15 protein-coding genes are annotated in these 12,924 nt (G+C 53.8%); all 15 read left to right on the plus strand.

Going from position 1 to position 12,924, the window contains the following annotated elements; all coding sequences use genetic code 11:
* Positions 1-89 precede the first annotated feature (89 nt).
* Positions 90-650, plus strand: coding sequence for a flagellar basal body-associated FliL family protein (locus H6973_05090; GenBank protein MCP5125014.1), 561 nt, complete (start codon positions 90-92; stop codon positions 648-650).
* Positions 651-655: 5 nt separating this feature from the next.
* Entirely contained in the window at positions 656-1,693 is a 1,038-nt protein-coding gene (fliM, locus tag H6973_05095) for a flagellar motor switch protein FliM (GenBank protein ID MCP5125015.1), read from the plus strand.
* 49 nt (positions 1,694-1,742) lie between these two features.
* Positions 1,743-2,078 (plus strand): flagellar motor switch protein FliN, encoded by a 336-nt coding sequence (gene fliN, locus H6973_05100; GenBank protein ID MCP5125016.1) that lies wholly within the window; start codon positions 1,743-1,745, stop codon positions 2,076-2,078.
* A 5-nt stretch (positions 2,079-2,083) separates the two neighbouring features.
* Entirely contained in the window at positions 2,084-2,497 is a 414-nt protein-coding gene (gene fliO / locus H6973_05105) for a flagellar biosynthetic protein FliO (GenBank protein MCP5125017.1), read from the plus strand.
* On the plus strand, positions 2,478-3,263 hold the full coding sequence (gene fliP / locus H6973_05110; protein ID MCP5125018.1) for a flagellar type III secretion system pore protein FliP: 786 nt from the start codon (positions 2,478-2,480) through the stop codon (positions 3,261-3,263). The genes fliO and fliP overlap by 20 nt, the downstream gene beginning before the upstream one ends.
* 18 nt (positions 3,264-3,281) lie before the next feature.
* On the plus strand, positions 3,282-3,551 hold the full coding sequence (fliQ, locus tag H6973_05115; protein ID MCP5125019.1) for a flagellar biosynthesis protein FliQ: 270 nt from the start codon (positions 3,282-3,284) through the stop codon (positions 3,549-3,551).
* Positions 3,552-3,554: 3 nt separating this feature from the next.
* Positions 3,555-4,334 (plus strand): flagellar biosynthetic protein FliR, encoded by a 780-nt coding sequence (gene fliR, locus H6973_05120; GenBank protein ID MCP5125020.1) that lies wholly within the window; start codon positions 3,555-3,557, stop codon positions 4,332-4,334.
* Positions 4,334-5,449, plus strand: a complete 1,116-nt coding sequence (gene flhB / locus H6973_05125; GenBank protein MCP5125021.1) for a flagellar biosynthesis protein FlhB — start codon at positions 4,334-4,336, stop codon at positions 5,447-5,449. Before fliR ends, flhB begins: the two co-directional genes overlap by 1 nt.
* A gap of 60 nt (positions 5,450-5,509) precedes the next feature.
* Positions 5,510-7,594, plus strand: a complete 2,085-nt coding sequence (gene flhA / locus H6973_05130; protein MCP5125022.1) for a flagellar biosynthesis protein FlhA — start codon at positions 5,510-5,512, stop codon at positions 7,592-7,594.
* Between the two features lie 58 nt (positions 7,595-7,652).
* Positions 7,653-8,984, plus strand: coding sequence for a flagellar biosynthesis protein FlhF (gene flhF, locus H6973_05135; GenBank protein MCP5125023.1), 1,332 nt, complete (start codon positions 7,653-7,655; stop codon positions 8,982-8,984).
* A complete protein-coding gene (locus tag H6973_05140; GenBank protein MCP5125024.1) occupies positions 8,971-9,855 on the plus strand; it encodes a MinD/ParA family protein in 885 nt (294 codons plus the stop codon). The genes flhF and H6973_05140 overlap by 14 nt, the downstream gene beginning before the upstream one ends.
* A complete protein-coding gene (locus H6973_05145; protein ID MCP5125025.1) occupies positions 9,852-10,577 on the plus strand; it encodes an RNA polymerase sigma factor FliA in 726 nt (241 codons plus the stop codon). The genes H6973_05140 and H6973_05145 overlap by 4 nt, the downstream gene beginning before the upstream one ends.
* Before the next feature lie 38 nt (positions 10,578-10,615).
* Positions 10,616-11,359 carry a flagellar motor protein gene (locus H6973_05150; protein ID MCP5125026.1) on the plus strand — a complete coding sequence of 248 codons (744 nt, stop codon included), beginning with the start codon at positions 10,616-10,618 and terminating at the stop codon, positions 11,357-11,359.
* Between the two features lie 9 nt (positions 11,360-11,368).
* Complete coding sequence (gene motD / locus H6973_05155) at positions 11,369-12,292, plus strand: flagellar motor protein MotD (protein MCP5125027.1); 924 nt, start codon at positions 11,369-11,371, stop codon at positions 12,290-12,292.
* A gap of 73 nt (positions 12,293-12,365) precedes the next feature.
* A complete protein-coding gene (locus H6973_05160) occupies positions 12,366-12,878 on the plus strand; it encodes a DUF2802 domain-containing protein (protein MCP5125028.1) in 513 nt (170 codons plus the stop codon).
* Positions 12,879-12,924 lie beyond the last annotated feature (46 nt).

Here is a 12,924-nt window from a genome sequence, read left to right on the forward strand (position 1 = left end):
ATTAAAATATAAATAGCGCCATAAAAAATTCATGGTGCGCTATTTGCTTAGTGAGAACTCGTTCATTCAAAGAAGACTCAGGAACATCCATGGCTGAAAAAGACGCCGCCAAACCCGAAAAGAAAGGTTCCGGTATCCTCAAAATCCTGCTTCTCCTGATCGGCGGCCTGATTCTGGTCGGCGGATCGATCGGCGCAACCTTGTTGCTGACCGGCGCGTTGAACAAAGGCGCTGCTAGTGGGGAAGAACATGCGGCTGCCGCGCCAGCGCATGGCGCTGAGGCGCCCACGCATGGCGGCATTAATGCTGCGATGCCAATACCGCTTAGAGGACCACCAATTTATCTGCCAATCGATCCGGCGTTTGTCGTCAATTTCGAGGATCAAGGCATGTTGCGCTATTTGCAGATTGGCCTGACGGTCATGGCCCGCAACCAGCAGATTATCGATGCGGTTAACCAAAGCATGCCGCAAATTCGCAATGACCTGATTCTCCTGTTTTCCAATCAAAAGATGGAGGTTCTTAACTCTTTGAATGGAAAAGAGAAGCTAAGAATGCAGGCGCTTGCGCAAATTCAAGGTATTTTGACCCGCGAGATCGGCATACCCGGTGTCGAAGCCGTGTACTTCACTGCTTTTGTGTTGCAGTAACGCCCATGTCCACCGACCAGTTCCTTACCAAGGACGAACGCGACGCCCTGATGGAAGTCGTGTCCAAGAAATCGCGGAGCCGCAGCATCAGTTCCGGCGTCTTCAAGGATGAAGCGCAATCGTATGATCTAGCCAGCCAGGACTATGCAATCAATAACCTGCTGCCGGTACTGGAAACCATCCATGAACGCTTTGCGCATCGTCTGCGCATTAGCCTGTTTGACTTGTTGCGCAGGGACTTAATGGTCACGGTCGGCGCCATCGAGAAGCGTAGTTATACGGATTTGACCACTTCTCTCAGCGTTCCCTGTAGTGTGAACGTCATCGACATGGCGCCTCTGAGCGGTCCGGCCCTGCTGATCTTTGATCAGGAACTGATCTTCATGATAGTGGATACCTTCTTCGGCGGAACCGGGCGTTTGTACAAATCCCCCAGCGCCCGTGCGTTCACCACAACCGAGACCCGGTTCATCCAGCGCCTGATTGAACTGTCTTTCCGTTGTCTGGAGGAAGCCTGGGAACCGTTCGCAACCCTCAAATGCACTCGCGAGGGTTCCGAAAGCAAACCGCAATTTATTACCGCGCTGAATCCAACCGAAACCCTTGCGGTCAGTAGCGTCCACGTGGGCCGGGACAACATTGCCGGCATTCTGCATCTGGCGCTGCCGTACTCCATTCTGGAGCCGATTCGCAAAACATTGTTGAACAGTTTGCATAAGGAACATCCCAACCCCAATCCGCAACTGACTGAGCGCTTGCAGGAAGGCATCCAGGACAGTCAGGTTGAAACGCATTGCTGTCTGGCTGGTTTTGAACTTTCGCTCAACGAGTTGCTGGAGTTGAAGGTCGGTGATGTCATTCCCGTTGACATTCCCAATATAGCGACTTTACAGGTTGAGAACGTGCCAGTTTACCGTGGCTCTTATGGTGTCGCCCAGGGATGGCGCGCGCTCAGAATCGAACAAGCGCTCGGTCGCCCCGGTCAGTTAGCCGCACATTCAGCGCCATCAACAGATTTTTCGCCTTTCGAAGTCAAAAACTGACGATGATCACCCTTCAATCCGCAGCTTTATCTCAAGAGAATGTCGCATCATGAATGATGAAGTCGATACCCCGGAAACCGCGACGACACTGGATGAAACGCCAGTACAAAATGGCACCAAATCCGAACCCAATCTGAACATGGTGATGGATATTCCCATCACCTTGTCACTGGAGCTGGGGCATACCCGGATGAGCGTCCGCGAATTGTTGCAATTAACCCAGGGTTCAGTCGTCAAGCTGGATCGTCCGGGGGGCGATCCGTTGGATATCCTGGTCAATGGCTGTCTGGTGGCGCGCGGCGAAGTGGTCGTTATTAACGAGCGTTTTGGGGTGCGCATCACCGATATCGTTAGCCCCGAAGAGCGCATTCGCCGCCTGCGGTGATCGTCATGCGCGCCGCACTGACTGTGATGCTGACCTTGCCAAGAGAAGTGCTGGCGGCGAATTCTGAAGCAGGTCACGCCGAATCCACGCTATTCAGCAGCGGTCTACTGGCGCAAATGACGCTGGGATTATTGTTGGTGCTGGCGCTGGCGGTCGGGTTGAGCTGGCTATTGCGCCGCTATGCGCTGCCCCGCGATGGACTCATTCGCGTGATCGGCGGCCTTCCACTCGGCGCTCGGGAACGCCTGTTGCTGGTTGAAGTGGATGAAGTGCGATTGCTCATTGGAATTACCGCCCACCAAATTCAGGCGCTACATGTTTTTACCGCCTCGACTGCAAAACCGGTAGATGCTCCCATTTTTCAAGTGACGCCCCTCGCCCCTTCCCCGGAGCCGCTTCATGACCCACCGCCTTCCTGAACGCCATGGGTGGCGAGAATTCAGCGTATTGAGCGTCCCACTGCTGATTTTACTGGTCAGCGCAGGATCGGCGCTGGCAGCGCCAACCGGCTTGCCGGCTGTGACCATTACTCCCACAGAAGGCGGCGGTGAAACATGGTCCATGAGTCTGCAAATCCTGGCGTTGATGACGATGTTGACGTTGCTGCCATCGGTGCTGCTGATGATGACCGCCTTCACTCGCATCATCATCGTACTGGCCCTGCTGCGCCAGGCCATAGGCACCATGCAAACGCCAAACAACCAGATTTTGATCGGCCTGGCGCTGTTTCTCACTTTTTTCATCATGTCCCCGGTTTTCGATCGTATTAATGACCAAGCGCTCGTTCCCTATTTGAATGAGACGCTAAGCTTCCAGGATGCGTTGCGAGAAGCCCGGCAACCCTTGCAAGCCTTCATGCTGGCCCAAACCCGGGAAAGCGATCTAGCGTTGTTCACGAAGTTGTCCGGGCGGGCTTCACTGGAATCTCCTGACCAGGTGCCATTTTCGTTGCTCGTACCCGCCTATATCACCAGCGAACTTAAAACCGCTTTTCAAATTGGTTTCATGTTGTTCATGCCGTTTTTGATCATTGATCTGGTGGTCGCCAGCGTGTTGATGTCGATGGGTATGATGATGCTGTCGCCAATGATGATTTCCTTTCCTTTTAAATTGATGCTGTTTGTGCTGGTGGACGGATGGGGATTGATCATGAATACGCTGGCCTCCAGCTTCTATATTCCCTGAACCTCGTTGGAGATTGTCATGACTCCGGAAACGATTATCACCCTGGGCCAGCGTGGCCTGGAACTGGCTATCCTGGTTTCAGCGCCCATGCTGTTAACGGGACTAGTCGTCGGCGTTCTGATTAGTATGTTCATGGCCGCAACTCAGATTAATGAAATGACGCTGACTTTTGTGCCCAAGTTGCTGGCGGTGGCGACGGTGCTCTTGTTAGCCGGTTCATGGATGCTTGGACTGCTGGTTGACTTTACGGAAACTCTTTTTAGGGAAATCCCGAACCTGATTGGCTAGACCATGCAAATCAGCAGTGTTGAAGCCGCCGCTTGGGTCGGAACATTCCTGTGGCCGCTGACCCGGGTCGCTGCGCTGGTCATCACGGCGCCGGTCCTGGGTTCGCGGGTCACTCCACGCCGAATTCGTTTGATGCTGGCGCTGGCTTTGACTTGGGCGATCCTGCCGCTTATGCCGCCGATGCCGATGGTCGAGCCGCTGAGTCCGACAGGTCTGCTGGTTACGGCTCAACAGGTGCTGATTGGGCTGAGTATGGGTTTCTTGCTCCGGCTGGTATTCGGCGCCCTGGAATTGGGCGGCCAAGTGATCGCGACCCAGATCGGCCTCGGTTTCGCCAGCTTGGTTGATCCGCAAAGCGGCGTACAGGGTCCCTTGTTGAGCCAGTTCTATACTTTGCTCGGCACCTTAGTGTTTTTAGAGCTGAATGGTCATCTGATGCTGATACAACTGTTAGTGGACAGTTTTACCGTGCTGCCTGTTGCTCCAACCGGCGCCGATCGAGACTGGCTATGGATTGTGGTCAGCTGGGCCAGCCAAATGTTCGCTGGCGCTGTTTTAGTCGCATTGCCGGCGATTGCCTCACTTTTGACCGTTAATCTGGCTTTCGGGGTCATGGTGCGCGCTGCGCCACAGTTAAATATCTTCGCAGTTGGATTTCCGATTACCCTGGTGCTCGGTCTGTTGATTATTCTTTATAGCTTGCCCACTTTGTTGTATCAGTTAAATAATCTGTTTGCCGAGGCATTTCGCAGCATCAGCCAATTGGCGGGAGGAAACAGCTAATGGCCGAAGATGAAAACGGCCAGGATAAAACCGAGGAGCCTACTCCGCGACGTCGACAGGAAGCCTCCGAAAAAGGACAAGTTGCCCGCTCCCGCGAGTTGACAACCCTGATGATGCTGTTCGTTGCCACAGGGAGCCTGCTGATTCTGGGACCGAGCCTCATCGAGGGACTGGCTGCACAGATGCGCGCTGGCTTGGCGCTGGACCCGAAAAAAATTACCAATCCTGGACAAATCCCCGAAGTTCTAGGCCAACTATTCGTTGATCTACTGCTGCTGTTAGCGCCCTTTCTCAGTCTGATGATGATCATCGCCCTGCTTGCCCCGTTGGCGCTCGGTGGTTGGACCTTCAGCTTGAGTTTCAAGGGTATTCATCCTATCAAGGGACTGGCCAAGCTATTTTCCTGGAACTCGCTGATGGAGCTGCTCAAGGCGCTCATCAAGTTCCTGGTGGTCGGCGGCGCAGCGGTATTTCTGCTCTGGCATAGTGAAGCAGAATTACTGCATCTGGGCCGCGAACCACTTCAACCGGCGTTGGTCCACACTGCTCGGATTCTCGGCTGGACCTTTTTGATCCTGAGTCTGCCCATGTTGCTGATCGCCAGTGTCGATGTACCTTTTCAAATTTTCAATTACATTAAAAACTTGCGTATGACCAAGCAGGAAGTGCGCGATGAGTCGAAAGACATTGAAGGCAAACCTGAAGTCAAAGCCCGGATTCGTCGTTTACAAATGGAGTTTGCCCAGCGGCGGATGATGGAAAAAGTGCCAATCGCCGATGTGGTCGTTACCAACCCCAGCCATTATGCGGTAGCGATGGAATACAAGCAGGCCATCATGGCGGCGCCGGTCATCGTTGCGATGGGCGTTGAACAGACTGCTTTGCGTATCCGCGAACTGGCGGTCCAGCATCGGGTGCCATTGGTCCAGTCGCCCTTGTTAGCACGCGCCTTGTACTATAACGGCAAACTGGATAAACCGATTCCCAATCCCTTGTACCGCGCGGTTGCCCAAGTACTGGCTTATCTGTATCGCCTGCGTCAGGAGGAACCCTTCAACCGGGATCCGATTATCATGGAAGATGTGCCGGTGCCGCCTGAGCTACGCACCGAATAACATAGCGAAAAATATGAGACTAATTATCTTATCGCTTAGAGAAAGAGGTGTGCGGTGAACCTGGCCGCCACCTTGGGCAGCATAACCCGTTCCGGGTTGGGCGCCCCGGCTCTGATGATCATCATCCTGGCGATGGTGGTTATTCCACTACCGCCATTCGCGCTGGATGTGTTCTTCACCTTTAATATCGCCTTGGCACTGGTGGTGCTACTGGCGAGCATCTACAGCGAGCGGCCCCTGGATTTCACTGCCTTCCCTACCATATTGCTGATCGCCACTTTGCTACGACTGGCGCTCAACATCGCATCGACCCGAGTGGTGCTGCTGAACGGTCATGCAGGGGCGGATGCTGCCGGTAAAGTTATTGAAGCCTTTGGGCAATTTGTGATTGGCGGCAACTTCGCAGTGGGTATCGTCGTATTTGCCATTCTAACAATCATCAATTTCGTAGTTGTCACTAAAGGCGCCGGTCGGGTCTCGGAAGTCAGCGCCCGTTTTACCCTGGACGCCATGCCCGGCAAACAAATGTCGATCGATGCCGATCTTAATGCTGGCGTCATCGATCAGGCCGAGGCCAAGCTCCGGCGATCCGAAGTGGTGCAAGAAGCCGATTTCTATGGCTCCATGGATGGCGCCAGCAAATTCGTGCGCGGCGATGCTATCGCCGGGTTGCTCATCACATTTATCAACATGCTGGGCGGCATCGCCATCGGTACGCTGCAGCACCAGTTGTCAATGGGGGAAGCAGCGCAGTTTTATATTCTGCTGACGATCGGCGACGGCTTGGTAGCCCAAATACCATCACTGCTTCTGTCTACCGCTACCGCCATTATTGTCACCCGCGCCTCCGGTTCTCAGAATATGGGGCAGCAAGTAACCCGGCAACTGTTTGGGAGTCCGCAAGCCCTGGCGGTCACCGCAGGCATCATCGGCATGCTAGGGCTGGTTCCGGGGATGCCCAATCTGGTGTTCATGAGTCTTGCCACGGTAGCTGGCTATCTAGCCTGGCGCATTTACCGACAACAACAAATCGAAACCGTAACACAGCCCGCTGCTGGCGGCGCTCCCGCAGAACTGGGCGGCGCCATTGAGAGTGCGGAAACCCGGGAGGTCAACTGGGATGATGTACCGCCTCTGGATACGATCGGCATGGAGGTCGGCTATCGGCTGATTACTTTGGTTGATCGTAATCAGAACGGTCAACTGTTGACGCGAATTAAGGGGGTTCGCAAAAAACTGTCCCAGGAACTAGGCTTTTTGATTCCTCCCGTACATATTCGCGACAACCTGGATCTGGCGCCAACCGCCTACCGAATCGCTTTGCTAGGCGTTACCACCGCTGAAACCGAAGCCTTCCCTGATCGGCAGTTGGCGATCAATCCAGGTCAGGTGCAAAGTACTCTGCCAGGGATCGCTACTCAGGATCCAGCTTTCAAGCTGCCTGCCGTATGGATCGAGCCGAATCTGCGTGAGCAGGCGCAGACCCTTGGCTACACCGTGGTGGACGCCAGCACCGTCATCGCGACTCACCTCAATCAAATCCTGATGAGCCATGCCCATGAATTGCTTGGTCACGAGGAAACCCAGCAATTACTGGATCGATTGGCCAATACCATGCCGCGCCTTGTGCAGGACCTGGTGCCCAAGACCCTGACATTGCGCGTCGTCGTGCGGGTGCTGCAAAACCTGCTGCTGGAACAGGCGCCGATCCGCGATATGCGAACTATCGCCGAAACTTTGGCGGAGCATGGAGTCCGGAGTCAGGACCCTGACGTCTTGACCGCAGCCGTCCGCGTGGCGATCGGAAAGATGATTATTCAAAATATCAATGGCTTGGAGGATGAATTACCTGTCATTACATTGGCGGCTGATCTGGAACAGATATTGCTGCGTACTCTGCAAACAGGCAGGGACGAGCAGGCGCCCCTGGAACCGGGACTCGCTGAACGCCTCCACAAGGCGCTGCTGGAAACTGCCCAGAAACAGGAACTGGTCGGGCAACCGGCGGTACTACTGGTTCCAGACGCGATCCGTCTCATGTTGGCGCGTTTCACCCGGCATGGGATCCCCAATCTTCATGTCCTCGCTTTCAGCGAGATCTCCGAGGACAAGAAACTCAAGGTGATCGCCACAGTAGGTAAGTAAGCGAACCGATGCGGCTGGCCCGGGGTGCGGAAGCCGTGATAACAGCGGGAAGAAAGCGATGAAGATCAAGAGACTATGCGCCGCCAATATCCGCGAGGCTATGCGCAAGATTCGCGAGGAACTGGGACCGGAAGCCGTGATCCTGTCCAACCAGCGGACCGCTGCCGGTTTTGAAATCGTTGCAGCCATCGATTACGACGAGCAAACCCTGCGACAGGCAACCCTGGACGCCGCTGCCCAGCGTCGCGCGCTGGCTCGGGAAACCGAGGCGCAATTTGAGGAACATCCAGACCTTGACGCATCACCAGCGGCGTCAACGGATCGACCACCGGTTGATTCAATTCCCCAGCAGGTCACCGCCACGCCTGAACAGGATCGACTTGCAACTTATACTCCCCAAGAGCGGGCAGCGCCCGCGCGACTCGACAAGTCGCGAGTAGTCTGGGCCCAGGATCCACTACTCGTCGAGATGCGTAATGAAATCAAGGTAATGCATAACTTGCTGGAACGGCAGTTATCTGGCCTGGCCTGGGGAGAACTGGCGCGTCGGCAACCCCACCGGGCTGATTTGTTAAGTCAATTGCTGGATTTTGGCCTTAGCCCCAACCTGTGCTTACGATTAGCCGAGGCGGCCGCCAATGAGCCATATCCAGAACGAGCCTGGCGGCTGGCGCTGGAAACCCTCGGGCGCAGTCTTACCGTCACTGAGGACGATATTTTGACGCAGGGCGGCGTTGTCGCGATGATCGGTCCGACGGGCGTCGGCAAAACCACCACTATCGCCAAACTGGCGGCGCGCTATAATCTTCGACATGGTCCACATCATGTCGCGCTGATCACAACGGACAGCTATCGGATCGGCGCCTTCGAACAACTCTGTACCTTTGGGGTCATCATGGACGCACCCGTCCGGCTAGTGCGCACTGCGCAAGAACTGCGTGATGCAATCACTGGTTTTTCCGATAAATCTCTGATCCTGGTCGATACTGCCGGCATGGGCCAGCGCGATCTCCGTTTATCGCAACAATTTGCGCTGTTAAAAGACGCCCCACAGATTCGTAATTATCTGGTGCTAGCAGCTAATGCCTTGCATGCGGTGCTGCGCGAAACCGTGGCGGTATTTGGCCGTGTCCCACTGAGCGGCGCTATTCTCACCAAGGTTGACGAAACCACTCGCCTGGGTGCAGCGCTTTCGGCGGTCCACGAAAAAAGGCTGCCGCTGGCTTATATCGGCAACGGTCAGCGCGTACCCGAAGATCTCCTGGTGGCGCGCATTGACGCCTTAATTCGCATGGGTGAAGAGTTTGCCGGTTTGTACAACGAACCGACTGAACATGACACGCTTGCCTTGACCTTTGGCAAGAGGTTGGCCGCCCATGCCTCTTGCTGACTCCGAGCAAAACTCATCCATGAACATGCCGAGCCACCATCGACCAGTCCGGGTTATCTGCATTACCAGCGGCAAGGGCGGCGTAGGTAAAACCAACATCACTGTCAATCTCGCCCTGGCGCTGAGCCTGCAAAACCAGAGTGTGATGCTGCTGGATGCCGACCTAGGACTGGCGAATGTCGATGTGATTCTGGGACTGCATCCCCTGTACAACCTGTCGCATGTAATCAGTCAGGAACGCACGCTGGAAGAGATTATCATTGCCGGACCCAATGGCGTTCGGATTATTCCGGCCAGCTCTGGCATCAAGCGCATGGCGGAACTCGGACCCGAAGAAAATGCTGGGCTGGTCAATGCCTTCAGTGAGTTGAACGATTCGCTGGATATTATGCTGATCGACTCCGCGGCCGGCATCTCTGACAGCGTGGTCACCTTTTGCCGGGCTGCTCACGAAGTAGTCGTGGTCGTTTGCGACGAACCGGCGTCGATTACTGACGCTTACGCCCTGATCAAGCTGCTCAGCCAAGACTATGATGTCGACCGTTTTCATATTCTAGCTAACCGGGTAGTCACCGCACAGGAAGGCCGGGAACTGTTCACCAAACTGGTCAAGGTTTCCGACCGGTTTTTGGACGTCACCCTGAACTTCTTTGGCTCCATTCCAGAGGACCCGCAGTTGCGCAAAGCGGTTCAGGCGCAACGCGCCGTGGTTGAAGCATTCCCGGGCAGTCGCTCTGCGGAAGCCTTTCACCGGCTCGCCACTCAGGTGGTCAGTCGTTGGCCCATGCCGCGCACAGCGAGCGGTTATCTGCAATTCTTCATCGAACGGTTGATTAATCCGGATTATGCGGTTGAGGAACGCGCTGAATGAAAGGTCTGGCCCTGTACGCCAGCCTCGGCGGCGACACGGCGGATGATCTGATCTCCCGGGGCGCGCCACAGGTAAAGCGCATTGCCTATCATCTCCTGGCGCGCATGCCGGCCTCGGTCCAGGTTGATGATTTGATCCAGGCGGGTATGTTGGGTCTTTTGGAAGCGGCGCACCGTTATGACTCGGCGCAGGGCGCGAATTTCACAACATTTGCCGAGCCGCGTATTCGGGGTGCGATGCTCGATGAAATCCGCAGGGGCGACTGGACTCCACGCTCGGTGCATCGCAAGGCGCGCGAGGTGTCCGCCGCCATTCATGCCGTGGAAACAGCGACAGGGCGCGAAGCGCGCGATCGCGAGATTGCTGAACAAATGGGTCTGACGCTGGCCGAATATCACACTACACTGAATGACCTGCGCGGTCAAAAACTGCTGTCGCTGGATGAAGCAGGCGCGGATGATGAGAATGAACTTGAGCATATTCCGGCCAGTGATAATGACCCGTCAGAAAATGTGAGCCGCGAACATTTCTGCAAGCTACTCGCAACAGCCATTGACCTGTTGCCAGAACGGGAGCGGCTGGTGCTATCACTCTATTATGATGAAGAGTTGCACCTGAAGGAAATCGGCGCGGTGTTGGGCGTCAGCGAATCCCGGGTTAGCCAACTGCATAGCCAGGCGCTAGCTCGATTGCGCGCCCGAGTTGCAAGCAAGAATGGATAAGAAGATATATTTTCATTTTGTTTAGAGAGTAAAAAAGCATGGATATTTTGACTCTTGTGGGTCTAATCGTCGGGTTCGGCGGCATCATCGGCGGTATGTTATTGGAAGGTGGCCATATCGGATCGCTGATGAATGCCCCAGCGTTCCTCATCGTGGTAGGGGGTACTTTTGGCGCGGTTTTGATTCAATTGCCTATGGACGTTTTCAAACGCGCGCTGGGCCGGGCTAAGTGGGCGTTTATGCCACCCACAGTGGATCTGCAGGCTTCTATTGAAAAAATAGTTGAATGGAGCAACATCGCTCGTAAAGAGGGTTTATTACGATTGGAGGATTACATTCAGCAAGAACCTGACCCCTTCGCTTCCAAAGCACTACAGTTATTAGTTGATGGCAAGGAACCCGAGGAAATCCGCCATATTCTGGAAATGGACTTGACGATTCATGAAGAGAGCGAACTGCAATCAATTACTTTTTTTGAAGCCTTGGGTGGCTACGCGCCGACTATCGGCATTATCGGCGCAGTATTAGGCCTTATCCACGTTATGGGTAACTTGGCCGATCCGAGTAAATTAGGCGGTGGTATTGCCGCTGCATTTGTGGCCACAATTTACGGCTTGGTTCTGGCTAATGTATTTGCCTTGCCGATGGGTAATAAAATTAAAAGCTCCATTAAAAGAAAAGGGCGTCTTTGTGAACTGATTATTGAAGGAATTATCGCTATTGCCCATGGCGAGAATCCACGCAATATTGAATCTCGCCTGCAAGGCTTTATTCAGCACTAGGGATATATTATGAGCCGCAAGAAACACGAGGAAGGTCACGAAAATCACGAACGCTGGTTGGTCTCCTATGCTGATTTTATCACGCTGCTTTTTGCGTTTTTCGTAGTAATGTATGCGGTTTCCTCGGTCAACGAAGGCAAATTCCGGGTGTTAGCGCAATCAATGATGGTTGTCTTTAGAACGATGGATCCACATAGCGCTAAGCCAATCCAGGTAGCTTCAATGGTGGGCGCATCAGCTCAACAAGCGGTTGGGCAGCCAAGTGCGACAAACCATAGCGTTGCGCCTGATCTACGTCCGATGCCTTCGATGGTGTTGCAACGCGCGCCTCGCGCCCTTGTAACACTGGCTAGAGGTGATAACCCGAGCGAAAAAGTCAGCGCGACCGACCCCGAGTCGAGCACTGATCCAAATCTGACCAAGGTTGTCGCTAAATTGCAGGCTTATTTATCTGAACTTATAAAAGCGGATCTGGTTAATTTGCGGAGCAATTCACTTTGGGTGGAAGTGGAGATTAAAAACAATATTCTTTTCGACAGCGGTAGCGCGATTGTCAACCCGGAAGCCCAAGAGCCTTTGGCGAAGATCGCTGAAGTTCTCCGTGAAGTGCCCAATCGTATTCAGGTTGAAGGATTTACGGACAATCGGCCCATCAATACGCCGGTCTATCCATCAAACTGGGAACTTTCGGCAGCGCGCGCGGCGAATGTAGTCAATTTGCTGATGAAAAATAGAGTGCGGCCTGAGCGGATGTCGGCGGTAGGCTATGGCGAATTTCAACCGATCGCTGATAATGGCACCGAACAGGGTCGGATGCAGAATCGGCGGGTCGTACTGGTCATTATGGGCAATACTGAAACTCGTTATCCTGTCCAGACGAACCAGGTCAATGCTGTCCCATCCCTGGAAAATACTCGTCAACTTCTCAATTGACCAGATAGAGTTTACTGTTTTAACTGTTGTTTAAAATAACTAATAACTTAAATTTATACGTCAAGGCTAGCCAATGTACGATATCTTGTTTTATGGAATCGCAATCATTGCGCTGCTACTTAGCAATGCATTGTTTATTATGTTGGGTTTTATGATAGCCCGACTCCGCTCGCCCATAGCCGAGCAGGAATCGCCTAACGAAACCCCAAGCCTGCATCAAGAGATTAAAAGTGTGTCGCTTTCGCTGGCAGCGCTCAGTGAGCGATTGGTCAAGCTTGAAATTCAAATTGGCCAGCTCAGGGACCAGGCGGGACAACAAGCATTGCCGCTTAATCGGGGCGATGCCGAACAAAAATCCTTCAAGGTAGCGACCAAGCTGGCCCTACAAGGGGCAAGTGCGGATGAGATTGTCGAGCTTTGTGGGTTAACACGCGGCGAGGCGGATTTAATTTGTATGTTACACTCGAATAATCAAGTCAGTCCGAATGGTGTGGCTAATGGAGATTTTAGATCAAAAAAGGCTTCCAAGATAACAGAGTCTTATGATGATGCTCATCAGGAAGTCCCTGATTCTGATCAGGCATAGGAATTTTTGCGTAGCTGTTCAGACTGTCAAAATTCAATGAGTTATC

This window comes from Gammaproteobacteria bacterium (assembly GCA_024235095.1).
In the GTDB taxonomy this organism is placed as follows: domain Bacteria; phylum Pseudomonadota; class Gammaproteobacteria; order Competibacterales; family Competibacteraceae; genus UBA2383.